Origin of the sequence: Blautia sp. HCP3S3_G3 (assembly GCF_052063365.1) — a bacterium.
GTDB lineage: Bacteria > Bacillota > Clostridia > Lachnospirales > Lachnospiraceae > Blautia_A.
This window is the reverse complement of sequence record NZ_JBQHXR010000001.1, coordinates 660,729-686,748: the sequence shown is the minus strand read 5'-3', so window position 1 is coordinate 686,748 and position 26,020 is coordinate 660,729. Positions and strand designations below refer to the sequence as shown.

Sequence of the window (26,020 nt, the reverse complement as noted above, 5' to 3'; positions counted from 1 at the left end):
TCCTACTCTTCCTCATTCTCAAACCGGACTGCAATAGAATTCGCATGTGCGGTCAGCTGTTCAGAAACAGCAAACTGTTCGATATCTTTGTGGATTTTTTTCAGCGCATCTCTGGAATAATAAATAATGCTGGATTTTTTTACAAAGTCATCTACCGAAAGCGGGGAGAAGAATTTCGCAGTTCCATTGGTTGGAAGAATGTGGTTCGGTCCTGCAAAATAATCACCCAGCGGCTCGGAACTGTATTCCCCGATGAAAATCGCACCGGCATTGCGCACTTTCATCATCACCTCAAACGGATTTTTCGTCACAATTTCCATATGTTCCGATGCAATAGCATTGGCAGCTTCAATTGCTTCGTCCATATTTTCCGCAATCAGGATGTAGCCAAAATTATCCAGAGATTTCTGTATGATTTCCTTACGGGAAAGGACTTCCACAAAGCCCTGCACTTCCTTATCCACTTTTTCTGCCAGTTCTTCACTGGTGGTGATCAGAATCGCGGATGCAAGCTCGTCATGTTCTGCCTGAGAAAGAAGGTCTGCCGCAACATATCGCGGATTCGCCGTCTCATCAGCCAGAACCAGAATCTCGCTGGGTCCTGCAATGGAATCAATGCTTACGTGTCCGTAAACCGCTTTTTTCGCAAGAGCCACGAAGATATTTCCAGGGCCTACAATCTTATCTACTTTCGGGATGCTCCCTGTTCCATATGCAAGGGCTGCAATGGCCTGTGCTCCTCCGACTTTGTAGATCACATCAGCACCCGCCTCTTTTGCTGCAACCAGAGTAGCCGGATTTACTTTGCCATCTTTTCCCGGAGGAGTGGTCATCACGATCTGATCAACGCCTGCAACCTTTGCAGGAAGTACGTTCATCAGAACAGAAGACGGATACACAGCTTTTCCTCCCGGTACATACACGCCGACTTTTTCCAGGGGTGTTACTTTCTGGCCAAGCATCGTTCCATTGGATTCACTGGTGAACCAGCTGTTCTGTTTCTGTTTTTCGTGATAGCTGCGGATATTTACCAGCGCCTTGCGAATTACATCGATCAAAGAAGGATCCACCAGATCATATGCTTCCCGGATTTCCTCCTCTGTAACCTGAATATTTTCTGCAGTGATCTCCACTTTGTCAAACTGTTTCGTATAGGAAAAAAGAGCTTCATCTCCCTCTTCCTTTACTTTTGCAAGAATCTCTGCTACAGCAGCTTCAAATTTCCCATAGTTGTTCGGGCTTCTTTTCAGAAGATTTTCCAGAATCCCTTTTGTACTTTCTTTTGTAAGCGTAACTTTACGCATCTGTCTCAATCCCTTCTGCTATATTCTGACACTGTTCTATTCTAATGCTGTTCTATTTTAATCAGCTTAAACAACCTCCCGAAGCTGCTGAATCAGACTGCGGATCCGCTCGTCTTCCATCTTCATGCTGACCTGGTTGACTACCATACGTGCAGAAAGAGGACATACTTCCTCCAGCACCTTCAGACCGTTTTCCCGCAGGGTGGAACCTGTTTCCACAATATCCACGATCACTTCTGACAGACCTACGATCGGGGCAAGTTCAATGGAACCGTTTAATTTGATGATCTCCACAGTCTGATGTTTCTTATTGTAAAAATAATCCTTGGCAATATTCGGATATTTCGTGGCAACACGGATCAGCTGGTTGTTATCCAGAACTTCTCTGGCACTTTCCGGACCACAGACACACATTTTGCATGCGCCAAATCCCAGGTCCATAACTTCATACAGCTTACGGCCTTCTTCCAGAATCGTATCCTTGCCGACAACTCCGATATCCGCTGCACCATATTCCACATAAGTCGGTACATCCGGTCCTTTCGCCAGGAAGAACTTCAGTTTCAGCTCTTCATTGACAAAAATCAGTTTTCTGGAATCTTTATCCCGCATTTCTTCACAGGTAATGCCGATTTTTTCCAGCATATCCATCGTCTTATTGGCCAGTCTGCCCTTCGTGAGCGCAAATGTCAGATATCTCATTCCTCTTCTCCCTTCTCCAGACGTAATGCCACACTCTTACCTTCCATACGCATCTTCTGCGCCTGTCTGATGGCCTCTGAACGGTTTTCTTTCCGGTATGCGATCACTGTCACTTCCGGTTCATCACTAACAGAAATTTTCTGTCTGGACAACGCTGCCATCAGGCTGTCGACCACAATGGCAAAACCGACAGCTGCTGCAGGTTTGCCGAAATGTTTCATCAGGGCATTGTAACGGCCGCCCTTGATCAGCGGTTCACCTGTTCCGTATGTATATGCCTGAAAAATAATTCCTGTATAATAACGGTATTTGCTCAGCATTCCAAAATCAAAACTGATATAATTCTCACAGCCGTAAATTTTCAGAATCTCGTAGATTTCTTCCAGTCGCGCCACTGCTTTCAGCGCGTTCTCATTCGTGGTCAGGGAACGTGCTTTTGCCAGTACTTCACTGGAGCCAAAAAGCTGCGGCAGTTCCATAAATACGTTCGCAAGCTCCTGAGAAATCTTTTTTTCCTTCACAAGATCTTCCACACCAAAGTAATTCTTCTGTGAGATCAGAGCACGAAGGCTCTCCTGTTCTTCTTCATTCAAACCGGATTCTTCCAGAAGGGATTTAAAATAATCCACCTGGCCCACACTCACCTGAAATTCTTTCAGTCCGGAGGCTTTCAGGCATTCCACAGTCATAGCCAGAAGCTCCGCATCAGCATCAGCCGATTCATCTCCAAAACGCTCCACGCCCATCTGCGTGGTTTCTTTCAGCCTTCCCCGGAAACTGGAATTATTAATAAAAGTATTTCCCGTATAGCAGAGACTGACCACTTCTTTATCCGGATTAAAATAAGACGCACATGCTCTCGAAACAGAAGGCGTAAAGTCCGGCCGTAAAACCAGTGTATTTCCTTCTCTGTCAAAAAACTTATACAGTTCTCTGGACGGAATGGTTCCCACTTCATTACTGAATACCTCAAAATACTCAAAGGTCGGTGTTTCTATATTTTCATAACCATAACTGCGGAACACTTCCTGTATACGCTTCTGAAGATTCCGTTTCTGGCTGCATTCTCCATTATAAATATCTCTGACACCTTCCGGTGTATGAAAGATACGCTGCATACGATTTTCCTCCTCATCATACGTTTTTCTTACGCTTTAGCACGTTAATATGCTGCCATATTACCATACTAGCGCGCAAAACCATTTAAAATTATAGTAAATTCCCTCTTTCTTGTCAATCCCATTTTGAGGAAATTTCTGACAATCCTTAATAATCTTAGATTGCTCAGAACAAAGTAAACAGCAATAATACCATTTCTTTCTCTTCATTCACACAAACTATCGGTTATCCAGGTCACGCTGGATTCCCTCCAGATAAGGAACCAGAAAACCGCTCTTTCGTTTCAGATAATAATCCGCATTCAGTTCTTCCCTCCGGAAGCTTTTGCGGCCGCCCTCTTCCATTCGTTTCCAGAAAACCAGCAGTTCTCTGAGCGGAAGATAATAAAACAAATCTTCCATACTGTAAAAAACAAGAAAAAATGCAACACCTCCCTGTTCCTCAAAAGCTTTCATAAATTCCACCTGATGAGGATGGATATTGCTTAAGGGAAACGTGTCCGTACTGCATTCTTTCGCATCGAAGCAGACAGGAATCCCCTGCACTGCCCCGATATAATCCACCGTACTGCGCTGCTCAAAATAGGCCAGCGTAATGTGCCGGTTTTCTTTATCCATTCGTACGGGAGTAATCGGGGTCGGAATCTTCTGAATCAGAGCCAGCCCCTTTTCCCTGTACTGTTCATTTGTTCTGTTGACCAGTTCCTCCAATGTGGAACCGCGCAATCCCCGGCTGCTCCAGGTCGCCATATCATCAAACTCCTTCAACCTTCATTCTGCAGAAATTGATATGTTTATCAGAGGTTTATTTTTTCGTCAGAAGTTTCATGGACGGGAAGTAACGGATGATCGCCTTGCCCACAATCTGGTCAAAGGATACAAACGTATTCTTCCAGTATCTGGAATCTCTGGAATTCTGCCGGTTGTCACCCAGCATAAAATAGTGATCTTCCGGAACCACATAAGGACCGAAATCTCCCAGCGGAGTCTCCGGAACAAAGCTGTCATCCAGTGGTTCCTCAGAGCCATTGATGTAGACCTTACCGTCTCTGATCTCAACCGTTTCTCCGGGAAGTCCGATCAGACGCTTGATAAACAGCTGGCTCTCATCGTCCGGATATTTAAAGATAATAATGTCAAATCTTTCCGGATCTTTGTATTTCTTCACATACTGATGTCCGAAGAAATCCAGATTAATACCATAAGACAGGCGGAAACCAAAAATCCGGTCACCTGCCATAATCGTTTTTTCCATCGATTCCGAAGGAATCTTCGCATTGATCAGAATCACATTATTCACCAGTGTCACTACGATTACCACAATGATAATCATCTTTACATATTCCCACAGCTCTTTCCAGATTTTCATAATAACTCTCCTCTAAATGTTCCTTCTTTATCATGTAAAAAAAGTTCTCCGGCACAGGTGCCGTAAATACCTTCCGGGATAAGCCCGCAAGAACTCCCTCCATATCAGGGAATTCCAGTCTGTATGCATGAAGCAGCTGATGCTTCAGTTCGTACGTTCTGCAAAGTTCCCGGTTGAATGGTTCGCTTCCGTACTTCCTGTCGCCGGCAATCGGATGACCGATGCTGGCAAGATGTGCACGGATCTGATGCGTTCGTCCGGTAATCAGTCTTACGGAAAGAAGTGTCATTCTTCCGTTGTCACCCCACGGAAGATACCGTGTCTCAACAGGAAGTGCCTCTTCCGGAATCCCTTCTCCCCGGTCAGAATGATATATTGTTACTTTATTACATTTTTCGTCTTTATGCAAATATCCTTTGATATATTTTTCATTTTTTATGACACCTTCTGTCAGACAAAGGTAATCTTTGCGAATTGTACGGTCATGAAAAAGCGCGGACAGCTCCTGAAGCCCGGCAAGACTCTTTCCTGCTGCAACAATTCCGCTGGTATTTCTGTCAAGGCGGTTGCAGACAGCCGGCTTAAACGTTTTCAGGCTTTCTTCCGTAACCTCACCTTTTTGCAGAAGATATCCGATCACATATTCCACCAGAGAGGCTTCTCTGCTCTCCGATGGCTGCGACAGCATCCCGGCAGGCTTATTGATCAGAAGGATATTCTCATCCTCATAGATCACATCCAGACGGCAGACCGCTCTGGCTACCTCCCTGTTTCCGGCAAACTTCTCAAACGTCTCATCACTGAGGAACAGTTTCACCTCATCTCCCGCGGAAAGCTTTTCATTTCCTGTGGCCTTTTTGCCATTCAGAGTGATGTTCTTCTTCCTCAGCATTTTGTAGAAAAAACTCTTGGGCGCTTCTTTCAGAAGCTTTGCCAGATATTTGTCAAAGCGCTGCCCCGCTTCATTTTCTCCGATGATCAATTGTTTCATGAACTCCTCCTACAGACAGATGGCAAGCAATGTGTGTCTGATCAGTTCATTTCTGGAAAGATCCGGATATTTTTCATCCGGGGTAAACCGAATGCCTTCTTCCAGAGACTCTCTGTGTTCATTCATGGAATCCAGACGTTCCAGATAAGGGCGCAGGTCTCTGACAATTTTTATATTCACCTTATATCCATTCTTGCGTACGATCTTCTGTGCTTCTTTTGCCATAAAATCAGTATCAATATCCGGATCACTGCTGTATCCCACCACTTCATTGCCGCAGATGGCAAAGGCATCGATATATGCGCTCTTTTCATAAAACGTCATATACATCTCATAAGCCATCACAAGACTGCCGGCATGCGAATGGATCTCTTCATACAGATTCCGGTCCATGGGATGCCGCATCAGAATCATGATCAGATTCACCATGGAACGGCAGGCAGGAAGGCATCCTACCACACATCCCACTGTCCAGATCGTCATACGCGTCTTCAAAATGATCCATGCAGCAAAGAACACACTGAGAGGAACTGCAAACAGGATTGCAGTAACAGCCAGACGGTGCTTTTTCTCTGATGCAAAATAGCCGAAATTTCCCTTGGAAATCCGTTTTTTACGTTTTGTACTGCTCATCAAATGCTCCTTTATCGTTTATTTTGTTTTTTCTTGTGTATATTGCGGATGGTTTTCTTCCTGTCCTGTGGTTTCTGGCTGTTCTTCGGACTTCCGGCGCCTGTCCGGCTTTTTTCCGGTCTTAACAGGCACTGCTTTCCATATCCCACCAGATCCATTCTTCCCGCGATCTTCAGCCCCTCCAGTACAAGCTCCCGGTTGGCAGGATTTTTATACTGCATCAGTGCCCGCTGAATTGCCTTCTCGTGGGGACTGCGCGGAACGTAAACCTTCTCTCCGGTAAGCGGATGAATTCCTGTATAATACATACAGGTGGAAAGAGTGGACGGTGTGGGATAAAAATCCTGCACCTGCTCCGGGGTAAAGCCAAGATCCCGCACATATTCCGCAAGTTTTACTGCTTCCTTCATGGTACATCCCGGATGGGAAGACATGAAGTACGGTACTGCATACTGCTGCTTTCCTGTTTTCTGATTTGCTCTGTCATAAGCTTTCAGAAAGCTTTCGTACACTTCATGAGATGGCTTTCCCATAAATTTCAGTACCTGGTTGGAAACATGCTCCGGAGCCACGCGCAGCTGCCCGCTCACGTGGTGTTCCACCAGTTCCCGGAGAAATTCCGGATTCCGGTCCGCCATCACATAATCAAAACGGACTCCGGAACGGATAAATACTTTTTTTACTTTGGGCAGTTCCCGCAGTTTGCGAAGGAGTGCCACATAATCCGAATGATCCACTTTCAGATTCTTGCACGGTGACGGAAATAAACACTGTCTGTTCTGACAGACGCCCTTTGTCAGCTGTTTCTCGCAGGACGGCTGGCGAAAATCTGCCGTCGGTCCTCCCACATCATGAATATAGCCCTTAAAATCAGGATCCTCCGTCATTCGTACTGCTTCCCGGAGAATCGATTCATGACTTCGTGTCTGAAGGATCCTTCCCTGGTGAAATGTCAGCGCACAGAAACTGCAGCCGCCAAAGCAGCCCCGATTACTGGTCAGACTGAATTTTACTTCCTCCAGAGCCGGGATTCCTCCGTCTTTTTCATACATCGGATGGTATTTCCCGGTATAAGGAAGATCATAAACATCGTCCATTTCCTGCTGCGATAACGGTCTGGACGGAGGGTTCTGAATCACATACCCCTTCGTCCCGTAAGATTCTGCCAGCGGTTTTGCCGTAAAAGGATCTGTATTTTTGTACTGTATGGCAAAACTGTCTGCATAAGCCTTCCTGCTTCCCTGAAGTTCTTCAAAGGAAGGAAGCACAATTGGATCGTAGGCTCTGGAAAGATCTCTGCATTTATAAACGGTTCCCGGAATGTAAGTCAGTTCCTGCACCGGAATACCGCTGTTCAGAGCATCTGCAATTTCCAGAATGGAATGTTCCCCCATGCCATAGGAAATAAGATCTGCTCCCGAATCCATCAGTACACTGCGGCGTACTTTATTCTGCCAGTAATCATAATGGGCCATTCTTCGAAGACTTGCCTCAATGCCGCCCAGGATAATCGGCGTATGCTTATAAGTCCTGCGGATCAGATTACTGTATACAATGGTGGGCATATCCGGGCGAAGACCCATCTGGCCTCCGGGCGAATAGGAATCCTTTTGTCTTCGTTTTCCGGAAACACTGTAATGATTCACCATAGAATCCATATTACCCGCTGTTACCAGAAAGCCCAGACGCGGTTCTCCGAATACCCGGATGCTCTCCTCATTGCGCCAGTCCGGCTGCGGAATCATTCCCACGCGATAGCCGCGGCTCTCCAGCAGTCTGCTGATGATCGCCGCGCCAAAAGAGGAATGGTCTACATAGGCATCTCCTGTCACATAGACAAAATCTACCTGATCCCATCCCCGTTCTTTCATTTCTTTATTGTTGACCGGTAAAAAATTCTGCATCTATAATTCCTCATATGTACCTGCCAGGATCTCATCATAAGACCGGATATAATAATCGGCAGTTTTTCTTTTTTCTTCTCTCTGGGGGATACTGTAATCATCTTCCACTGCACATACCTTCATCCCCGCTGATTTGCCCGCCAGGATTCCCGGAACAATGTCTTCAAATACCAGGCATTCAGACGGGTCTGTCCGAAGCCGTCTTGCCGCTTCCAGATAAACATCCGGTGCCGGTTTGCCTTTTTTTACCTCACAGGCAGTGATAATGCAGTCAAAATACTCTCTGATTCCATGACAGACCAGTGCAGACTCAATCAGTTTCCTGTCATTGCTGGACGCAACAGCTGTTTTCATTCCCTGTGATTTTACATAGTTCAGAAAATCACAGACTCCCGGTTTCAGAGGGATTTTATAACAATACTGTTCCATAGCCATATCCTGCCATGTTTTTTTGATTTCTTCAATGGAATCCGGTATGTGAAACCGCTCCTTAAAATAGACAGCCACTTCTGTAAATCCCATTCCTTCGATAGCCGGTTGGAGATCCTGCGGAACCTCATACCCCAGCCTGCCAAGATAATCAATATCGATCTGATCCCAGACCCACATGGAATCCACCAGTGTTCCGTCCAGATCAAAAATCATTGCCTTTTTATTTTCTAACATGTGCCTCCTGTCTCTGACTCTGCCTACAGGTCATGGGTAACCGCCTGTGCGCGATATCCTTCAGCGATAATATCAAGCTGACGGTGAAATCTCTCCAGCTGCTTCAGATCCTTGGTCTTAAACACTCTCAGAAACTCATCCTGTATTTTCGTGACTTCTCTTTTATTAGAAAGCTTGTACAGATTCTCAATATTCAGCAAAATATCCCGCACCAGATTAGACTGCATCTGGGAGGAATTCTGTGCATCCATAATCTCATTGCGGACAGAAGCCATTTCCTTGTCAAGGGAAATAATGGCATCTGCAGCCTTACTGAGACGTTCAGCCACATGTGCGGGCATATCGCCCTTATATTTATACTGAAGAGAATGCTCAATGGTTGCCCAGAAATTCATGGCCATGGTACGGATCTGAATCTCTGCCTGCAGTTTCTTTGGTCCGTTTATCGTATCTACGGTATAATAAATAATCAGATGGTAACTCCTGTAACCGCTCTGCTTAATATGTTTCAGGTAATTTTTTTCGCTCTTGATGACCATATCTGAACGATTCTGGATAATGGAGGCTACGGTTTCGATATCTTCCTCAAACTGGCAGATAATCCTGACTCCTGCTATATCCTCCACTTCTTCCTCCATCCGCTCCATGGGAATGTGCTTGCGCTGCATCTTCTCCAGAATACTGGACACGCTCTTCACACGTCCGCTCACCTGCTCGATGGGGGAATACAGATCATTCAGCTTATGTTCTGTGATAATATGCTCAAATTTCACGGTCAGTTCTTTGACCGCAAGTTCATAGGGACATAAAATGCTTCTCCACAACTGTATTTCCATTATTACTCGCTCCTTGCATTTCCATACGTTTTTCATTATAGCACAAAATCAGGAGAAATTTCTATTAATATGAATAGTTTATGATATTTTTATGAATTGCCCGCAAAACCCAGTAGGGATTAACACTCAGCTCTTCCCCGGAAGAAGTGTTGATATAGATTCCAAGATGCAGGTGCACCGGAAACTGCCCCACGGTTCCTTCTGCCCCATATCCGGTATTTCCCATATAGCCCAGAATATCTCCCGCTTCTATCTGTTCTCCCTCCCTGAAATCACGTTCATATTCCGATAAATGGGCATAATAAAAATATCCGCCATGGTCTGACCGGATTCCGATACGGTATCCTCCAAGAGGGAGCCATCCAATCTGCTCTACCGTACCATCTGTCATGCTGATCACCGGATAATATCCGGGTATTTCCACTTTTCCAAACAGATCCGCTCCCTCATGAAAGCGATTCCCTCCATAATCTCTGGAATCCAGCCATGTATTTTCATAAGAAATATCTCCTGACGGTATGGGAAAATATACGAGATCTGCCCAGACAGCCTCATAACAGCTTTTCAGAAAATCAAATTCTTTCCTTTTATAGCGGTAATACGGTTCTCTGTCCGTGCACACTGTTTTCGGATGAAAATCCCCGTTCAGCATTGCTGTTGTAAGAAGTTCTCCAAAGGATCCTCCTGACCTGGAAAGCTTCCGGATCTCCTCATAAACCTCCGGAAGCAATTCCTGTTTTCGAAAATCTTCTCCCTCACAGGTGTTCATTTGCAGAACAGACGCCCGACTTCTTTCATGGATTACTGTCAGAAGATACATCACTGCTGTCAGAAGAACAAAATATACAGGAATCAATTGTTTCCATCCGGACTTCATGCTCCGCCTCCCATACCGTGTACCATTCCATCGAATAAATGGCAGTTTATTATTCAATGTACCAGATATTATATGTGGCTGCACCCTTCTTTAGAATCAGAAAATACCGGTCATTTCTAATATAATAAAATGGAGCCTCCCGCAGACAGACAAAATCATCTATCCTGCAGAGGCTCCTGCGTATCATCAGTCTTTTAAAGTTTCCAAAGTCTTAACAAGGTATTCCCACACACGTTTTGTGGAGGCTATATCCAGAACTTCTTCCGAAGTATGGATATCTTTCATATCCGGTCCAAGGGAAACACAGTCCAGATTCTCAATTTTTTTGTAGAACAGTCCGCATTCCAGTCCTGCATGAATCGCCACAACCTTCGGTTCTTCACCGTACATCTGGCGGTACACTTCCACCATCTTGTCTCGGAGCGGAGAATCTTTCCGGTATTCCCATGCCGGATATGCTCCCTGCACCTCATATTCACCGCCAAGAAATTCTGTCAGATATTCAATTTTATCAGCCAATGCATCTCTTGCCGCCTCAACGGAGCTTCTCACACTGGAAGATGCAAAGAATTCCTCTTCTCTCAATTCCACAATTCCGATATTGGAGGATGTCTCCACAAGTCCTTCAATCGTTCCGCTCATCTTCTGAACGCCAAATGGAATCTGCATAAGATAGAACAGCACCTTCTCACGGCTGATCGGATGAAGAACTCTGGCACTGGCAGCGCCTTCCTCTGTGATTTCAACCGTAATTCCTTCATCTGTTCCTGTATATTCATCACGGAGTCCTGCCTGGCAGACAGCTGCATATTCCCGGATTGCAGCAATTTCTTCCTCTGTTGTAAGAATTTCCGCATTTGCTTCTTTTGTAATAGCATTGTCCTTCTGTCCGCCTGCCAGAGATACAATTTCATAATCTGCATGCTTTTTCAGTCCATACAGAAATCTTCCCATCAATACATTGGCATTGGAGCGTTTTTTGTCAATTTCCGCGCCGGAATGTCCGCCCATAAGACCGCATACTTTTACATGAAGTTTCTGTCCCTCTGCCTCGACTCTCTTCACCGGGATAAAACTGTTGGCACACAGACCTCCTGCACAGCTGATCCACAGACTGCCTTCCGCTTCTGAATCCAGATTGATCAGACGTTTGCCCTTCAGGACACTGCAGTCAAACCCTTCTGCTCCAAGAAGACCAATTTCTTCATCTACAGTAATCAGTACTTCCAGAGCCGGATGTGCAAGATCATCACTGTCAAGAAGCGCAAGACCATAAGCTATTGCAATTCCGTCATCGCCGCCAAGAGTGGTTCCATTTGCAGAAACACATCCATCTACAACAGATAGTTTCAATCCGTCTTTTGTGAAATCATGTTCCACATCCGGGCGCTTTTCACAGACCATATCCATATGTCCCTGAAGGATGACTGTCGGAGCATTTTCGTATCCCGGAGTTGCCGGTTTGTAAATCACGACATTATTCATCTCATCCTGTACATATTCCAGGCCACGCTCTCTGGCAAAATTCACAAGATAATCACTGAGTTCTTTCGTGTTTCCAGAACCGTGCGGGATTTTACATATTTCCTCAAAATAATAAAATACTTTCTTTGGTTCGCAATTTTCCAAAACTCTCATTTTATTTTCCTCCAATTCTATGGTTTTTTTTATTATTCCCATATGAATATTCTATACACCAGTCCCATATAGTAAAAAAAACGGAATTGATCATGAACAGAATAATCATCAAAAAAATTCTGACACCTGCCGGAATTCTTTTTCTTTTGCTCTTTTTACTGACATATCCGCAGGAATCTCTTTCTGCTGCACAGGACGGCATGAAATTGTGGCTGAACACCCTTCTTCCTACACTTCTTCCGTTTCTGATTCTGACAGGACTTCTCATACGGACAGACTGCATCGAAAAAGCCCTGTCACCGTTTCGTAATTTCTGGCGTATTCTATTCGGGCTGTCGCCGTCCGGCGCATATGCGTTTCTGCTGGGAATGCTCTGCGGTTATCCCATGGGAGCCAAGCTTGCATCAGACCTCTATTCCTGCGGCAAAATCAGCAAAAGGGAAGCCGAATATCTTCTGACCTTTGCCAATCAGCCAAGTCCCGCATTTCTGACAACTTATCTTGCGCAGATCTGCCTTGGACAAAAAATATCCGCCGGAGAGATTTGGGGAATTCTTCTGTTGGCAGATGCTGCATGTATGCTCTTTTTCCGATTTCTGATTTTCCATGGACATACCCGTTCCGGGAACTCATCTCCTTCAGAAACGTCATCAGGCAGACAAATCACTTTAAAAAAAGAGACATCTACTGCCAGCTCACCAGGAAGCATCATAGATGTCTCTATTATGAACGGATTCGAAACCATCACCCGTCTGGGCGGTTACATTCTCCTGTTTTCACTGATTTCCGCCTGCATCCGTCACTGCTGGAAATGGTCCGCAGATCTGTGCAGTCTGATCCTGGGAACAATGGAACTGACAACAGGACTTCACCAGATTGCCCTGTCTGATCTGCCATTCGAAATACAATATCCTGTCTCCATGGCGCTGACTGCCTTCGGCGGCTGCTGTATCATGGCTCAAACCAGAAGTGTCACTGACAAACGCCTGTCATTCCTGCCCTTCCTAAGTGCAAAATGTCTGAACAGTCTTCTGACGTTCCTGTTCGTATTAGTTTTCTCCAAGCTCATCTAACATGGTATCATCGTCTGCTGCTTCCGGTTCTTCATGATAAGTACCGGACATGGCAGCTGCCTGTGCAGTCTGAGGAGCCAATTCCTGACGGTTATGATTCACAACCTCGAGGCAGGCCTGCAGAGCTTCGATAAATCCTTTGTATTTGCCGCCTGCATCTTCCAGAGTCTGATTAAGAACAGCCCCGATATTTGCCATCATGTCATCTGTATAAGTAATGGCACTGAGACGGATGCTGTTGGCATCCTGTGTTGCGGAATCAAGAATTTCCTGTGCCTGTTTATTCGCTGCATTGATTGTCTCATTTGCCTGTGCATAAGCTTTCTGCATAATCTCATGCTGGGTAACCAGTTCCTGAGCCTTTGCCTGTGCATCTGCGATCAGGCTGTCTGCCTTCACCTGTGCATCTTCCAGAATGGCGTCCTTGTTGCTGATGATCTTCTGGTAACGTTTGATCTCATCCGGAGTTTTCAGGCGGAGTTCTCGTAAAAGTTCATCAATCTCTTCTTTATTTACTACGATCTTAGTCGTTGATAACGGCTGAAATTTACAGCTGTCTACATATTCCTCGATTTCCTCAATGATCTGTTCAATTCTGCTGCTCATAGTACACTCTCCTTATTTTCTCTATTTTTCGTACATCTTAGCCTTAACTGCTTCGATAATCTCGGGCGGTGCGAATTTGGATAAGTCTCCGCCAAACTTCGCAACCTCTTTCATAATTGTGGAACTTAAATATGCATATTCCAGACTTGTCGTCAGAAATACGGTATCGATATCCGGTGCCAGAACACGGTTGGTCTGGGCCATCTGCAGTTCATATTCAAAATCCGTGACAGCACGAAGCCCCCTGACAATCACCTGAGCCTGATTCTCTCTGGCAAAATTTACCGAGAGGCCATCAAACGGCTTCACAATGACATTAGGGAGATTTCTCGTCGCCTTTTCCAATATATTAACACGTTCTTCTACAGAAAACAACGGACTTTTTGCAGAATTATGCAAAACTCCAACAATTACCTGGTCAAAGGAAATACTTGCCCGGCGGATAATATCAAGATGTCCATAAGTAGCCGGATCGAAACTTCCAGGATAAACGGCTGTTACCATCGTATAATCTCTCTTTCTCTTACGGTAATTTTTTCAGGAAAACATGTTTATTGGTCTTGTACTCCTTAGAACGGAGAAGACAATACCCCAGATCCTCTGCATAAGAAAAATCCGTCTTCAGATCCGCTTCCACAATGATCAGCGTATTTTCATCAATAATACTGCTCTCCCTGAGATATTCCAGAACCTGTCGTTCCAGTTCCTGCTGATAAGGCGGATCCATAAATACACAGTCAAATACACCTTTATGCTCAAGGGAACGAAGGGCCTGAAGAACATCCATGTTCAGCAGTTTACCATTTTCTGCGAGTTTTGTAAATGAAAGATTTTCCCTGATGCAGGCACATGCTTTGGGATTTTTTTCCACAAAGACAGCATACTGAGCACCGCGGCTCAGCGCTTCGATACCAATACCGCCGCTTCCGCTGAACAGATCAAGGAATCTGCAGTCCAGAAGTTCCGGCTGCAGGATATTAAACAGTGTTTCTTTGATTCGGTCGGTAGTTGGCCGGGTATCCAGTCCCGGTACGGTTTTTAACTGAAGGCGCCTGGCCTTTCCTGCAATCACTCTCATCTCAGATTCAGTCTCCAATCAAGGTCTCCACGGGCAAGTCCCAGAATCAGAAGTTCTGCCGTAGCAATATTGGTTGCCACCGGAATATTATACTGGTCGCAGCGTCTTACAATTGCCATGATGTCCGGTTCCTTCGGATCGATCATAACCGGATTGTAAAAAAGAATCACCATATCCAGATTCTGACGTTCCACCATTTCCATGAACTGTTTATCTCCACCAATACTTCCGGCCAGGAATTTGTGTACATGAAGACTTGTCACTTCTTCAATCCTTCTTCCTGTAGTTCCGGTCGCATATACCTCGTGTTTCGCCAGAATGTTCTTATAAGCGATGCAGAAGTCTTCAATCAGAACTTTTTTGCTGTTGTGTGCAATGATTCCTAAATTCATAGTCCACCTCTCCATACATTACATTCTATTTTTATTGTGCTTATATCTCTATTATTATAACAACTTGCCAAAAGAAGTGCAACTAATTCTTGCAAAATATACAAAATTCATAATTTGTTAATGTTTTGCCATTTACTGTTTTATGTAATAGTCCTCCGAACATCTATGATACAAAAACTCACAAAAGATGACAATCCCATCAATACCCTCTTGGCCTCGTTTCAATTACCATGTATCATATTAATAATAGCCCTTTTTTATGGAGTTTTAAACGCATTTCTTGAAAGGAGATTCCCCATGAATCCAATTATCCTCGTTGCCGAAACCGGCTCGGATCTTACGCCTGAGCTTGCTTCCCGCTATCACATCCGCCTGGCTCCCATGCACGTTTCTTTTGATACAGAAACTCTTGATGATGGTTCTTTCCCTGTACAGAAAATCTGTGATTATTATCATGACACAGGCAAACTTCCAAGAACCAGCGGATGCTCACCGGAAGATTTCATTCGTGTTTTTGATGAAATCCATGCAGAATATCCTGATTCACAAATTCTTTATCTTGCATATTCTTCCATAACCACCTGTTCTTACCAGAGCGCACTTATTGCGGCAGAGGACCGTGATTATATCACCGCCATAGATACCAGACAGGTTTCCATCGGTCAGGCTGCAGTCGTAACAGAAGTCGCAAAACTTCTTGAAGAACATCCGGAAATGACCATTCAGGAAGCTGCAGACGCTGCAAACACTCTGACCGAACGCGCCAGAATGTGTTTTCTTCCGGATAACCTGGAATTTCTCCGCGCAGGCGGACGCGTCAGCAACGTGGTATGTCTCGGCAGCCGGATTCTGAATATCCATCCATGTATTGAAATTCTGGACGGCAAACTTGTCGCAACCAGAAAATACCGCGGCAAAATGAAAAAGGTCATCACGAAGCTTATAAAACAGCGCTGTCTTATAATCCTTATGATTATAAAGCAGCGCCGTTTTTTCATCCTGGCAATTTCTTTATTCTACTTTCGTATTTATGCGGATAATTCCATCATTATCGCACATACTATCGTATCGCCGGATATTTCAGGATTACATCTGGCTCATTCCACCCTGGCCCTGGGACATCTGTCTTTCCTGTGCCTCAATCATTTTTTTCACCATATATCCACCAACAGAACCATTCTGTTTGGAGGTCAGGTTTCCGTTGTATCCATCCGTCAGCGGCACACCCAGTTCACTTGCCACTTCAAATTTGAAACGGTCTAAAGCGCCCTTGGCTTCCGGTACAACTGCTCTGTTAGAAGAAGAATTTGTATTTGACATGATTCATTTCCTCCTTGGTTATTTTTGTTTGGTTGGATGTTACGATGTTATTATGTGGAGTAACGGAAATAATACACTAGAAGTTTATTCATAAAATGGCATTATTTGATCCATATACCCAAAACCATCTGAAAAATAACCAACAAGCATCCATATATCATGGAAAAATACATATTTTCATAATGAAACGGTATTTATCAGCAGCCAGACTATTTTCAACCACATTCTAAAACAGTCTGGTTGCTATCCTCTCAGAATTTTTATTTGGAAAATGACGTAGCAACTACAGGAATTCCTGTACCTGCAGTATTTTCCAGCACTACCTGGCCAATTTTAACCGGGCCTTCCACAACCAGTTGCTTCAGTTCCTTTACGCAGTCCAGGATTTTTCCCTTCGGAATATCTTCTTTTGTTTTGACGGAAACAACACCACCGTTTTTGAGACGTACGGTTGTCGTGACAATTCTTGTCGGATCCGTCACTTCTTTTCTTGCGTAGGTATCACCGCGTTTGCAGGTGTTCCCTGTCACACTTTTTACTATTTGTCCATCCATTTCTACCTGAAGCGTACATCCCATGGGGCATCCGATACAGGTCAGTATCCTGTTACTCATTGCCGTTCACCTCCCGGTCATCCTGTTTTGCCTGTTCCAGTACGATGCGAATCTTCTCCGGTCGTCCATATTCCTGGAAAAATTCTTTTTTCAGAACCATTTCCTCCATTTCTCCCGGTGTAACGATTTGTCTCTTTTTTCGCTGGATACGTATGTCATCCAGATATAAACTGATATAGCAGTTTGTGTAAACATTTCCCACACGGAAACGTACTTTCACCGGCTCATGCATACGTTCCGGCTCAACAACAGATGGTACGGAATAACGGATGCCGCCTTCTGTTTCTACCGGAATTCCCTGTGACTTTTTCTCTTCCATATTGCCGCTGATGTAATCCGCTGCATTTCTTCCGGCAACTGCTGCCTCCTCAGAAACAAAATCCACCAGATCATGAACATGGAGTACATTTCCGCATACAAACACGCCAGGAATACTTGTCTCCAGACTTTCGTCTACGACTGGTCCGTTTGTTACAGGATTCATGGCAATTCCCATTTCTCTGCTCAGTTCATTTTCCGGAATCAGACCGCAGGACAAAAGCAGGGTATCACATGCATAATACTCTTCTGTTCCCGGTATCGGGCGATTATGCTCATCCACACGGGCAAGCGTTACACCTTCCAATTTTTGTTTTCCCTTAATTTCAACAACTGTATGGCTCAGTTTCAGCGGGATTCCAAAATCATCCAGACACTGTACAATGTTTCTCTTAAGTCCGCCGGAATATGGCATCAACTCTGCAACGACTTTGACCTTTGCACCCTCCAGTGTCATTCTTCTTGCCATGATCAAACCGATATCACCGGAACCGAGAATGACTACTTCTTTGCCTGGAAGAAATCCATCCACATTCACCAGTCTCTGCGCAGTTCCTGCAGAATAAATCCCCATTGGACGGTATCCCGGAATATTCAGGGCACCTCTCGGACGTTCCCGGCAGCCCATGGCAAGAATCACCGATTTTGCCTGAATTTCCATCACGCCTTCTGTACGATTGATCACAGTCAGTTTTTTCTCAGGGGTAATATCCAGCACCATGGAACCGGTCATATACGGAATTTCCAGTTCCTCCGCCATTTGAATAAAACGGTACGCATACTCCGGTCCGGTCAGTTCCTCGTGAAAAGTATGAAGACCAAATCCATTATGAATACACTGGTTCAGAATGCCTCCCAGTTTTTCATCACGTTCCACAATCAGAATATCATTGATTCCGTTCTTTTTTGCCGCAATTGCCGCAGCCAGTCCCGCCGGACCGCCGCCAACGATCACAAGGTCACACTGTTTCACTGCGCATCCCTCCTTCCGTTTTTACGGATATCTTTCAGTTCCAGATGAAGCTCTTTCGCCAGCAGTTCCATTGTTTTCGGCGTGCAGAAACCGGCCTGGCAGCGTCCCATTCCTGCTCTTGTACGACGCTTGATTCCATCCAGAGTCCGGGCTCCCAGCGGTCTCCTCACTGCATCCAGGATTTCTCCCTCCGTAATTCCCTCACATCGGCAGACGATCCGGCCGTAAGACGGATTTTTCCTGATCAGTTCATTCTGTTTTTCCATAGAAAGTTCCTTGAAACGTGTAATACCTTTTCTCGTCTCGACAAACTCCTTCTTTTCTTTTAATTCCATGATTCCGGCTACCATATCCCGTACATAAAGTCCCACTGCAGGAGCGCTGGTCAGCCCTGGCGATTCGATACCTGCAACATCGATAAAGCCTCTTGCATCCTCCGGTTCTCCGATGATAAATTCGCCCTGATCTTCATGCGCACGGAGGCCTGCAAAAGAGGTAATTACCTGACGTGTCGGAATATTTTTCACTGATCTGACACTTTTTTCCATAATCTCTGCAAGTCCTGCTGCCGTAGTAGCTGTCGCCTCTTTATCCTCAATGTCAATCGCTGTCGGCCCCAGAAGAAGGTTTCCATGAATCGTAGGGCTCACCAGGATTCCTTTTCCTTTTTCTGTAGGAAGCTGGAAAATCGTGTGGCTCACATGACTGCCTGCGGTCTTGTCCAGGAGACAATAATCACCTCTTCTCGGTGTAATATGGATTTTCTGTTCACTGACCATATTATGGAAAACATCTGCATAAACACCTGCCGCATTAATCACGCAGGCTGCCTCCATCGTTCCCTGATCTGTATGAAGGCGAAATCCTTTTTCCATTTTTTCAATGGACTGTACTTCCGTCTCCAGGCAAAATTCCACTCCGTTCTGTGCTGCGTTTTCCGCATAAGCGATATTCATTTCAAAAGGACAGACAATTCCGCCGGATGGAATATGAAGCACTGCATATACTCCGTCTGCCAGATTCGGTTCCAGCTCCAAAGCCTGCTCTCGAGTCAGGATTTTCATCTCCTGTACTCCGTTTTTCACTCCCTGTTCCAAAAGCTTCTCCAGCCCGGAAACCTCTTCCGGTCTTTCGCAGATGACCATAGAACCATTTCTCTTAAATGGAAAATCCAGGGTTTTGGACATTTCTTCCATCAGGATATTTCCCTGCACGTTCAGTTTCGCCTTCAGTGAACCGGGTTTGGCGTCAAATCCGCCGTGTACGATACCACTGTTTGCCTTGCTTGTTCCTTCACATACATCGCTTTCTTTTTCAACCACGCAGATATCCAGTTCATATCTGGACAACTCTCTGGCAATTGCACATCCGGAAACTCCGGCACCTATAATGATGACATCTCTCATTTGAGACTCTCCCCTTTCTTCTTTTTTCAGAGCAGCATAATGAACAGAACCGCTTGTACATTAGAATAATCCACAAAACGACTGTCCTGGAGCGTGTTTATGCAAAAAAGAGCAGAGTAACCTATAGTATCATACTATATAATCACTCTGCTCTTCATCTCTCAGTAATTATGTATGAGGAAATTATAGCATTAGAGTTATAAAAAAACAACCTTTTTGTGAATTTTTTTGTTGGAATTTTTTATGGATTTTTTGTTGGAATCTTCTATTCTGCATTTCTATATACTGCACAGAATCTTAAAAGATCTTTCTGCTTTCTCTTTTTATGCATTCGCATTTCCTCTTTTACAATTTCCTTATAATTCCCAGATTGTCTGATTTGTGGAAGAAATTGCTGCTGCACCTGCACTCAGCGCGCTGATAATGTCCTCTTTGTCCGAGATCAGTCCTCCGCAGATCACCGGAACCGGAATCTCTTCCACGACCCTTTTTGTAATTTTCGGCATGATTCCGGGAAGAATCTCTACCATATTCGGTTTTACCTGTTCATACTGTCTGCGGATTCCATTCAAAGACATAGAATCCAGAATAAAAGAACGCAGCACCGTAAACATACCCAGCTCTTTTGCCCTTTTCAGCAAAGTCGTTTTCGTGGATATAATGCCGTCTGCTTCTGTCTGATTTCTGATAAAATCCACCGCCACATCTTTGCTTCCGATCCCTCCAAGAAGATCCATGTGTACAATGGCAATCTTTCCATTCTCTTTTATCCTTTTTACAATCTCATGAATATTGCAGATATCTCCAAACAGAATAAATACCACCCCGGATTCCGCCTTCAGACAGGCTTCCAGGCCACTGTCATCTTTCACCGCCGTGATGATCGGATTATCTTCTATCATTTCCAGAATGGCACTGGTACCAGATGGCGTATCCTGTTTTTTTTGCAACTGATGTTCCTGCATATTTTTCTCCTCTTTTTGATATATCACAATCGCTTCTTTCTTTGAAATCCCCACGTGCACGTGAGCCAAAAAGAATCACTTTCTTCACCTCATATTTTTGAGCCATCTGTATGATTTCCTGTAAAACTACAGGTTTTATTCCTGTTTTTTCAGATAATTCTATCATTTCAGTTATCCTCACAACATTCTCAATCCTTTTTATTCCAAAGAACAGTTACTGCAGTTTTATTCCACAGATTTCACAGTCCCTCGTTCCGACAACTGCATAATTGTTGTATACTGCAGGGGATGCCTCGATTGCACCGTCACTGAGCTGAAGGATATCGCATACCTCCCCCGTTTTTCCATCCAGAAGATACATTTTTCCCGCACAGCTGCAGTAGAGGACTTTGCCGCTTCCATCGGAATTATAAACACAGACTGGTGAAGACCAGGCGTAATAAGCTTTATGTTCCCATTCCACATTTCCGTTTTTCTTGTTGATGCAGGCAAGCACGCCATCATACGACTCTCCTGTTCTTGCCACTGTCACATAAATATAATCCGACAATTCTTCCCTTCCAGTGGCAATCGTAGACTGTACGCCTCCCGATACTCCATCCTCCGTGTAACACTCATAAGGAGTTTTCCATACAATTTCTCCTGTCTCCGCATCAATTTTCCAGATGGGAACTTCCGCTGTATCATAGCTTCTCCATCCGAGGCGGAACGAAGTGCTGACATACAGATAAAGATGTCCGTCCTCTACAGACAGAACCGGTGTGGAGTTGGAATCATCCAGCACATCCTGTACCCATACCAGTTGAAGCGTATTCAGATCTATGCACATCAGGTTTCCACCGTTGTCCGCAATAAAAAGATAACCGCCGTACACAGCTGCACTGTCTTCCATTCCAAGCCAGTAGGAGCCCATGCTGGAGCGAATTCCATTGTAATGCCATTTGACAACCGTCGGAGCAATCGAAAGAGTTCCGGCAGCTTCGTCATAACTGGTATTCAGTTTCACCAGATAAAGAATTCCGTTCTCTCCCGGATAAATCAATGTGTCCGTTTCTACATCCACAAGTGCAGAAGAATCAAAATAGCTCAGAGATCCTCTTAACGAAAATTCATCATTATTACCAAAGGTATACATCACGCTGCAGTCGATCAGATTAATGATAAAGGCTCTGGCTGTACCTTCATAGCTGTCATAGCCGGCGCCCACATACATAATCGGATAACCGCGCGGATCCAATGCTCCTGACCCTTTGCATGTATATCCCAGATAAAAAGCATCACGGGTAGGCTTTCCTGTTTCGAGATCAAGGAAATAAATATAACCGTCCATACACGCATAGATTACTTCCACCAGATCCTCATCCTGTTTTGCCCAGTCATACATATTCATGGCAGCTTTCGTATCTATCGGCCATTTTGCCATCAGAGGCTGGCCTGTCCATCCGCTTCCTGTCCAGCAGGCATCCCCGTAAGTAAGAGAACCTGTCTGATGTGACCATTCCTGTTTCAGCTGAAAATCTTTCATTTCCGCATAACCATAAGTAGGATCATCCCGGAAATTATTTCCGCGGAACGTTACAATTCCCTCAAGCTTACTGTAGTCGTTTCCGATTCCAAAAGACAGTACATCTGCAGATCTGTATTCGGATATATCGTTCAAAGTATTTCCATTGATGTTGATTTCCGTATACTCAATCAGACTGGAAGGTATTGTCTGTTCCGTACAGTGAGGAGAAAAATCCAGTTCCGACAATTCCTCTGTCTGAGCCATACCGACCACATCTCCATCCGCACTCACAGCAATTTCATCAGAATCTGCCGAAACCGCATCTGTTCCATGTGTTTTCACAACAAATAATATAATAAATGCAAGAATGATCAGAAACGCTTCTGCCAAAAACATGATCTGCACAACAGGTATTTTTTTCTTTTCCTGTCTTGTTCCGGGTTTTGTTTTTCGTTTTTCTGTTGCTTCCGGTTTTCTTTCTGATTTTGCTTTTATTACAGGTTTTGATTCGTTGTTTCTTTCCGGCTTTGTCTCTGGCACATACATCACATTCCCTGTGGGTCTGGCACTTTTTTTATTTTTTACTCTCTCTTCCATATGCTCCCCCAATAAAACAAATACTGCATACAGTCTATAATACAGAACAAAGTTATGTCCCGCTTCCTCTGACAAACAGTTTTCTCCGCACAATAAACCACCGCTTTACCAATCCATTGTATCATTAGCATTTACATATGACAAGAAAAACAAGCCGGCAATAAGCATGCAAAAATCAAAACAATCATAAGAATATAATAGCACTTTCCAGGAAAAACCCTGTTGTATCATAAAAAAATACCGAATACCCTTCTATAATGCAAAAGACCCGGGGAAGCGACTGCATTCCTGCAATTGCCTTCCGGGTCTGCTTTCTTTTTCTTATAATCCGATGAAACCAGTAATGTCATTGTTAATGACATAATGTGCACCGTTATCTTCTGGTTTGATGTATACTTTTAAGTCTGTAATATCTTCTTCTTTGTTGCCCATCTCTTCCGTCCAGATATTTTTGATACTTGCTACAACGTCCTTCGCATATACTTCCTTGCCCCAGAACTGTACATACACTTCTGTATTAACCTCAGATTTTTTTGTTGTTCTTCTTGTTGCTGGTTTTCTGGTTGTTGTCTTTTTAGCGGCTGGTTTTTCGGCTGTTTTCTCAGCAGCTTTAGCAGTTGTTTTAGCTTCAGCAGCCTCTTCCTTTACTGCTTTTGCTGTTGTCTTCTTAGCAGGAGCTTCTTTTACTGTTGTCTTCGGCTCTGCTTTTTTTGTTGCTCTTGTAGCCATATATTAGCCTCCTTACAGGGTAAAAAATGATTTTTAGTTCCATAGGATAATACTACGATTTCCGCTTTTTGGCAAGTTTTTCTTTGACGGAAATGCTCTGTTTATGCGGGTTTTCGGGAAATCTCCCCATATTTCCGGACACTTTTTCCGGCAATTATTCAGTACATATTCATGAAGTTTCGTTGCTTTTTCATCTGACTTTTATTACTTTTTCATCAGTTATCATTTACAGTCATCTTAATTTTCGTGATTTTACCGTATTTATTTTGCCGGGTTATACTGAAGAATTCTGGTTACCGGGTTTCAGTGAACATCACAGTCCCAGATTTTCCAGATCATCCCTCATATAGGAGATCAGTTTTTCTTTCAACGCTGCATGCTGCGGCAATGTCAGATCCGGATCAAGCGCAAGGATTTCTCCTGCTGCTTCACTGGCTGTTCTCAGGATATCTGCATCCTGATAGATATCTCCTATTTTAAATTCCAGCAGACCGCTCTGCCGGATTCCAAACAGATCTCCCGGACCGCGAAGCTTCAGATCTTCTCCGGCAATAAAGAATCCGTCATTCGATTTATTTAAGATTTCCAGTCGCTTTGAGATTTCTTTCACATCATTTCCCTGTATAAAAATACAATACGACTGATATTCTCCCCTGCCGACGCGGCCCCTGAGCTGATGAAGCTGTGCAAGACCGAATCTCTCTGCATTTTCAACCATCATTACGGTAGCATTTGGCACATTCACGCCAACTTCCACCACCGTCGTGGACACCAGAATCTGAATTTCCCCTGCCGCAAATGCTTCCATTACCTGATTTTTTTCTTTTGGTTTCATTTTTCCGTGAAGATGGGAAATTCGGATATCTTTTGGAAAGATTCCCTGCAGTTTCTTCGTATAATCCAGTACATTTTCCGCATCCAGACCTTCACTTTCTTCCACCATCGGACAGATGATATATGCCTGCCTGCCTTCACGTACCTGTTTTTCTATGAAAGTATATGCTTTCGGCCTGTAAGATGTGCCTACCACACAGTTTTTTATGGGAAGTCTTTTGGCCGGCAGCTCATCAATAATGGAAATATCCAGATCTCCGTACAGAATGATGGCAAGCGTTCTGGGAATAGGTGTGGCGCTCATGACAAGCACGTTGGGGGGATTGCCTTTTGTCGTCAGTGCTTCTCTCTGTTTGACACCAAACCGGTGCTGTTCATCGGTAATCACCAGACCAAGACGCTGATACTCGATTCTTTCCTGAATCAATGCATGTGTTCCGATAATGATGTCTGCCTCCCCAGAAGCGATCATGGCATATCTTTCCCGTTTTTCTTTCGCTGTGTTGGAACCTGTCAGAAGAATAGCAGTACATGCAAGACCATACTCTTCTTTCAGCTTCAGAAACGCTTCATAATGCTGGCGCGCAAGCACCTCTGTTGGTACCATCAATGCAGACTGGCATCCATTTTCCGATGCCATTATCATGGCAAGAAAGGCAAGAATGGTTTTTCCGCTTCCCACATCCCCCTGTACCAGTCTGGACATCAGTGCTTCACCGCAAAGATCCCGTTCAATTTCATGCCAGGTATTCAGCTGTGCGTTTGTAAGCCTGTACGGAAGATTTTCTATAATCTGTTCGGTCGTCCATGTTTTTTTCATGGAAAAACAATTCGGTGCCTCCTCTGTTTTTTCTTTTAACAGCTGCACAGCCAGAATAAACAGGAGAAATTCATCGAAAACAAGACGCTTTCTGGCAATCAGAAGCTGCTCTCTGTTTTTTGGAAAATGAATCGCAGAAACAGCAAAATTAGCATCTGCCAGCTGATACCGTTCCCGATATTCTTCAGGAAGATATTCCATCTGAAGGTTCTGCTCCGCCAACAGAGATTTCAGCAGTTTAACAATGGTTTTTCCGGTGAGCCCGGCAGTCAGTCCATAAATCGGCTGCAGACTGTGAAGAACCTCCTCATAAGCAGCCGGTGTAAAAATTTCCGGATGTTCTATCTGGAGGTGTTTCTGTTTCCGCACAACACGTCCGCGAAAGATCAGTACGCTTCCTTTTTTCAGAGTATTGCGAAGATAAGGCATATTAAACCAGACGACAGGGATTTTTCCACTCTCATCAGCTGCCGTAATGGTTACCACCTGAAGATTTCTCACCTGATTTACATAAACGCCCGTTGTGACCGTTACGCGGACAGCCGCTGCAGTGCCTTCTTCCAAATCAGAAACCGGCACCGGTTCTTCATAAGAATCATAAGTTCTCGGATAATACCGCAGCAGATCATCAGTATCACTGATACCGATTTTCCGGAATAATTTTTCTGTTTTTTCTCCAACTCCCTTTAATTCACGCAGTGCTCTTTTCATTTAATCAACCTCTTAACTCAAAGAAAAAAGCGGAAGTTT

Annotated in this window: 26 protein-coding genes and 1 pseudogene; 2 read left to right on the top strand and 25 right to left on the bottom strand. The window is 44.4% G+C overall.

Going from position 1 to position 26,020, the window contains the following annotated elements:
• Positions 1-2 precede the first annotated feature (2 nt).
• The 12 genes from hisD to ACTNEW_RS03070 all read right to left on the bottom strand — a co-directional run bounded on the left by hisD (position 3) and on the right by ACTNEW_RS03070 (position 12,038).
• Entirely contained in the window at positions 3-1,304 is a 1,302-nt protein-coding gene (gene hisD / locus ACTNEW_RS03125; protein WP_441057775.1) for a histidinol dehydrogenase, read from the bottom strand.
• Positions 1,305-1,370: 66 nt separating this feature from the next.
• Positions 1,371-2,006: an ATP phosphoribosyltransferase gene (gene hisG, locus ACTNEW_RS03120; RefSeq protein WP_441057772.1), complete on the bottom strand. Its 636-nt coding sequence runs from the start codon at positions 2,004-2,006 to the stop codon at positions 1,371-1,373.
• Positions 2,003-3,124, bottom strand: coding sequence for an ATP phosphoribosyltransferase regulatory subunit (hisZ, locus tag ACTNEW_RS03115; protein ID WP_441057769.1), 1,122 nt, complete (start codon positions 3,122-3,124; stop codon positions 2,003-2,005). The genes hisG and hisZ overlap by 4 nt, the downstream gene beginning before the upstream one ends.
• 219 nt (positions 3,125-3,343) lie before the next feature.
• Positions 3,344-3,874: a Holliday junction resolvase RecU gene (locus ACTNEW_RS03110; protein WP_441057766.1), complete on the bottom strand. Its 531-nt coding sequence runs from the start codon at positions 3,872-3,874 to the stop codon at positions 3,344-3,346.
• Between the two features lie 55 nt (positions 3,875-3,929).
• Positions 3,930-4,493 carry a signal peptidase I gene (gene lepB / locus ACTNEW_RS03105; RefSeq protein WP_441057763.1) on the bottom strand — a complete coding sequence of 188 codons (564 nt, stop codon included), beginning with the start codon at positions 4,491-4,493 and terminating at the stop codon, positions 3,930-3,932.
• Positions 4,417-5,484, bottom strand: coding sequence for an RluA family pseudouridine synthase (locus ACTNEW_RS03100; RefSeq protein WP_441057760.1), 1,068 nt, complete (start codon positions 5,482-5,484; stop codon positions 4,417-4,419). Before ACTNEW_RS03100 ends, lepB begins: the two co-directional genes overlap by 77 nt.
• Before the next feature lie 9 nt (positions 5,485-5,493).
• On the bottom strand, positions 5,494-6,117 hold the full coding sequence (locus tag ACTNEW_RS03095) for a hypothetical protein (RefSeq protein ID WP_441057757.1): 624 nt from the start codon (positions 6,115-6,117) through the stop codon (positions 5,494-5,496).
• A gap of 11 nt (positions 6,118-6,128) precedes the next feature.
• A complete protein-coding gene (locus tag ACTNEW_RS03090) occupies positions 6,129-8,021 on the bottom strand; it encodes a YgiQ family radical SAM protein (protein WP_441057754.1) in 1,893 nt (630 codons plus the stop codon).
• Positions 8,022-8,687 carry an HAD family hydrolase gene (locus ACTNEW_RS03085; protein ID WP_441057751.1) on the bottom strand — a complete coding sequence of 222 codons (666 nt, stop codon included), beginning with the start codon at positions 8,685-8,687 and terminating at the stop codon, positions 8,022-8,024.
• 23 nt (positions 8,688-8,710) lie between these two features.
• Positions 8,711-9,523, bottom strand: coding sequence for a GTP pyrophosphokinase (locus tag ACTNEW_RS03080; protein WP_441057748.1), 813 nt, complete (start codon positions 9,521-9,523; stop codon positions 8,711-8,713).
• Positions 9,524-9,587: 64 nt separating this feature from the next.
• Positions 9,588-10,400: a M23 family metallopeptidase gene (locus tag ACTNEW_RS03075; RefSeq protein ID WP_441057745.1), complete on the bottom strand. Its 813-nt coding sequence runs from the start codon at positions 10,398-10,400 to the stop codon at positions 9,588-9,590.
• 186 nt (positions 10,401-10,586) lie between these two features.
• Positions 10,587-12,038, bottom strand: coding sequence for an aminoacyl-histidine dipeptidase (locus ACTNEW_RS03070; RefSeq protein ID WP_441057742.1), 1,452 nt, complete (start codon positions 12,036-12,038; stop codon positions 10,587-10,589).
• Between the two features lie 92 nt (positions 12,039-12,130).
• Here ACTNEW_RS03070 and ACTNEW_RS03065 point away from each other — a divergent pair, with 92 nt between their 5' ends.
• The gene (locus tag ACTNEW_RS03065) at positions 12,131-13,111 is read left to right on the top strand and encodes a hypothetical protein (RefSeq protein WP_441057739.1); all 981 of its coding nucleotides are present in this window, start codon (positions 12,131-12,133) and stop codon (positions 13,109-13,111) included.
• On the opposite strand, the gene ACTNEW_RS03060 is transcribed toward ACTNEW_RS03065, so the two are convergent.
• The 4 genes from ACTNEW_RS03060 to ACTNEW_RS03045 are packed head-to-tail and all read right to left on the bottom strand — an operon-like array spanning position 13,088 to position 15,187.
• Positions 13,088-13,717 carry an ATPase gene (locus ACTNEW_RS03060; RefSeq protein ID WP_441057736.1) on the bottom strand — a complete coding sequence of 210 codons (630 nt, stop codon included), beginning with the start codon at positions 13,715-13,717 and terminating at the stop codon, positions 13,088-13,090. The two genes, ACTNEW_RS03065 and ACTNEW_RS03060, sit on opposite strands and share 24 nt — an antisense overlap.
• A 21-nt stretch (positions 13,718-13,738) precedes the next feature.
• Complete coding sequence (coaD, locus tag ACTNEW_RS03055) at positions 13,739-14,221, bottom strand: pantetheine-phosphate adenylyltransferase (RefSeq protein WP_441057733.1); 483 nt, start codon at positions 14,219-14,221, stop codon at positions 13,739-13,741.
• Between the two features lie 19 nt (positions 14,222-14,240).
• Positions 14,241-14,795 (bottom strand): 16S rRNA (guanine(966)-N(2))-methyltransferase RsmD, encoded by a 555-nt coding sequence (rsmD, locus tag ACTNEW_RS03050; protein WP_441057730.1) that lies wholly within the window; start codon positions 14,793-14,795, stop codon positions 14,241-14,243.
• The gene (locus ACTNEW_RS03045) at positions 14,792-15,187 is read right to left on the bottom strand and encodes a methylglyoxal synthase (RefSeq protein WP_287776393.1); all 396 of its coding nucleotides are present in this window, start codon (positions 15,185-15,187) and stop codon (positions 14,792-14,794) included. The genes rsmD and ACTNEW_RS03045 overlap by 4 nt, the downstream gene beginning before the upstream one ends.
• A gap of 120 nt (positions 15,188-15,307) precedes the next feature.
• Between ACTNEW_RS03045 and ACTNEW_RS03040 the strand changes: the two are divergent.
• Positions 15,308-16,126 (top strand): annotated as a pseudogene (locus ACTNEW_RS03040) (DegV family protein); the annotation flags it as partial.
• Positions 16,127-16,273: 147 nt separating this feature from the next.
• Here ACTNEW_RS03040 and ACTNEW_RS03035 read toward each other — a convergent pair.
• The 9 genes from ACTNEW_RS03035 to recG all read right to left on the bottom strand — a co-directional run bounded on the left by ACTNEW_RS03035 (position 16,274) and on the right by recG (position 25,981).
• The gene (locus ACTNEW_RS03035; RefSeq protein ID WP_441057727.1) at positions 16,274-16,507 is read right to left on the bottom strand and encodes a small, acid-soluble spore protein, alpha/beta type; all 234 of its coding nucleotides are present in this window, start codon (positions 16,505-16,507) and stop codon (positions 16,274-16,276) included.
• Between the two features lie 260 nt (positions 16,508-16,767).
• A complete protein-coding gene (locus tag ACTNEW_RS03030; protein ID WP_441057724.1) occupies positions 16,768-17,121 on the bottom strand; it encodes a DUF1667 domain-containing protein in 354 nt (117 codons plus the stop codon).
• Positions 17,114-18,412, bottom strand: coding sequence for an NAD(P)/FAD-dependent oxidoreductase (locus tag ACTNEW_RS03025; protein ID WP_441057721.1), 1,299 nt, complete (start codon positions 18,410-18,412; stop codon positions 17,114-17,116). The genes ACTNEW_RS03030 and ACTNEW_RS03025 overlap by 8 nt, the downstream gene beginning before the upstream one ends.
• Positions 18,409-19,818 carry an NAD(P)/FAD-dependent oxidoreductase gene (locus ACTNEW_RS03020; protein WP_441057718.1) on the bottom strand — a complete coding sequence of 470 codons (1,410 nt, stop codon included), beginning with the start codon at positions 19,816-19,818 and terminating at the stop codon, positions 18,409-18,411. The genes ACTNEW_RS03025 and ACTNEW_RS03020 overlap by 4 nt, the downstream gene beginning before the upstream one ends.
• Before the next feature lie 356 nt (positions 19,819-20,174).
• Positions 20,175-20,783, bottom strand: a complete 609-nt coding sequence (locus tag ACTNEW_RS03015) for a glycerol-3-phosphate responsive antiterminator (RefSeq protein ID WP_441057715.1) — start codon at positions 20,781-20,783, stop codon at positions 20,175-20,177.
• Positions 20,707-20,949 (bottom strand): nucleotidyltransferase family protein, encoded by a 243-nt coding sequence (locus ACTNEW_RS03010; protein ID WP_441057712.1) that lies wholly within the window; start codon positions 20,947-20,949, stop codon positions 20,707-20,709. Before ACTNEW_RS03010 ends, ACTNEW_RS03015 begins: the two co-directional genes overlap by 77 nt.
• Before the next feature lie 48 nt (positions 20,950-20,997).
• Positions 20,998-22,887, bottom strand: coding sequence for an outer membrane protein assembly factor BamB family protein (locus tag ACTNEW_RS03005; RefSeq protein WP_441057709.1), 1,890 nt, complete (start codon positions 22,885-22,887; stop codon positions 20,998-21,000).
• 321 nt (positions 22,888-23,208) lie between these two features.
• Positions 23,209-23,616: a DUF6465 family protein gene (locus tag ACTNEW_RS03000; protein WP_441057706.1), complete on the bottom strand. Its 408-nt coding sequence runs from the start codon at positions 23,614-23,616 to the stop codon at positions 23,209-23,211.
• A 313-nt stretch (positions 23,617-23,929) separates the two neighbouring features.
• Complete coding sequence (gene recG, locus ACTNEW_RS02995) at positions 23,930-25,981, bottom strand: ATP-dependent DNA helicase RecG (RefSeq protein ID WP_441057704.1); 2,052 nt, start codon at positions 25,979-25,981, stop codon at positions 23,930-23,932.
• Positions 25,982-26,020 lie beyond the last annotated feature (39 nt).

Coding starts and splice junctions, on each gene's coding strand:
- hisG (WP_441057772.1), bottom strand. CDS start 2,006: ATGAGATATCTGACATTTGCGCTCACGAAGGGCAGACTGGCCAATAAG.
- ACTNEW_RS03030 (WP_441057724.1), bottom strand. CDS start 17,121: ATGAGTAACAGGATACTGACCTGTATCGGATGCCCCATGGGATGTACG.
- ACTNEW_RS03060 (WP_441057736.1), bottom strand. CDS start 13,717: ATGAGCAGCAGAATTGAACAGATCATTGAGGAAATCGAGGAATATGTA.
- ACTNEW_RS03085 (WP_441057751.1), bottom strand. CDS start 8,687: ATGTTAGAAAATAAAAAGGCAATGATTTTTGATCTGGACGGAACACTG.
- hisD (WP_441057775.1), bottom strand. CDS start 1,304: ATGCGTAAAGTTACGCTTACAAAAGAAAGTACAAAAGGGATTCTGGAA.
- ACTNEW_RS03035 (WP_441057727.1), bottom strand. CDS start 16,507: ATGTCAAATACAAATTCTTCTTCTAACAGAGCAGTTGTACCGGAAGCC.
- ACTNEW_RS03020 (WP_441057718.1), bottom strand. CDS start 19,818: ATGAGAGATGTCATCATTATAGGTGCCGGAGTTTCCGGATGTGCAATT.
- ACTNEW_RS03090 (WP_441057754.1), bottom strand. CDS start 8,021: ATGCAGAATTTTTTACCGGTCAACAATAAAGAAATGAAAGAACGGGGA.
- ACTNEW_RS03045 (WP_287776393.1), bottom strand. CDS start 15,187: ATGAATTTAGGAATCATTGCACACAACAGCAAAAAAGTTCTGATTGAA.
- hisZ (WP_441057769.1), bottom strand. CDS start 3,124: ATGCAGCGTATCTTTCATACACCGGAAGGTGTCAGAGATATTTATAAT.
- rsmD (WP_441057730.1), bottom strand. CDS start 14,795: ATGAGAGTGATTGCAGGAAAGGCCAGGCGCCTTCAGTTAAAAACCGTA.
- ACTNEW_RS03110 (WP_441057766.1), bottom strand. CDS start 3,874: ATGGCGACCTGGAGCAGCCGGGGATTGCGCGGTTCCACATTGGAGGAA.
- ACTNEW_RS03070 (WP_441057742.1), bottom strand. CDS start 12,038: ATGAGAGTTTTGGAAAATTGCGAACCAAAGAAAGTATTTTATTATTTT.
- ACTNEW_RS03075 (WP_441057745.1), bottom strand. CDS start 10,400: ATGAAGTCCGGATGGAAACAATTGATTCCTGTATATTTTGTTCTTCTG.
- ACTNEW_RS03010 (WP_441057712.1), bottom strand. CDS start 20,949: ATGATAGAATTATCTGAAAAAACAGGAATAAAACCTGTAGTTTTACAG.
- coaD (WP_441057733.1), bottom strand. CDS start 14,221: ATGGTAACAGCCGTTTATCCTGGAAGTTTCGATCCGGCTACTTATGGA.
- ACTNEW_RS03005 (WP_441057709.1), bottom strand. CDS start 22,887: ATGGAAGAGAGAGTAAAAAATAAAAAAAGTGCCAGACCCACAGGGAAT.
- ACTNEW_RS03065 (WP_441057739.1), top strand. CDS start 12,131: ATGAACAGAATAATCATCAAAAAAATTCTGACACCTGCCGGAATTCTT.
- ACTNEW_RS03015 (WP_441057715.1), bottom strand. CDS start 20,783: ATGCAGGAACATCAGTTGCAAAAAAAACAGGATACGCCATCTGGTACC.
- ACTNEW_RS03100 (WP_441057760.1), bottom strand. CDS start 5,484: ATGAAACAATTGATCATCGGAGAAAATGAAGCGGGGCAGCGCTTTGAC.
- lepB (WP_441057763.1), bottom strand. CDS start 4,493: ATGAAAATCTGGAAAGAGCTGTGGGAATATGTAAAGATGATTATCATT.
- ACTNEW_RS03080 (WP_441057748.1), bottom strand. CDS start 9,523: ATGGAAATACAGTTGTGGAGAAGCATTTTATGTCCCTATGAACTTGCG.
- ACTNEW_RS03095 (WP_441057757.1), bottom strand. CDS start 6,117: ATGAGCAGTACAAAACGTAAAAAACGGATTTCCAAGGGAAATTTCGGC.
- ACTNEW_RS03000 (WP_441057706.1), bottom strand. CDS start 23,616: ATGGCTACAAGAGCAACAAAAAAAGCAGAGCCGAAGACAACAGTAAAA.
- recG (WP_441057704.1), bottom strand. CDS start 25,981: ATGAAAAGAGCACTGCGTGAATTAAAGGGAGTTGGAGAAAAAACAGAA.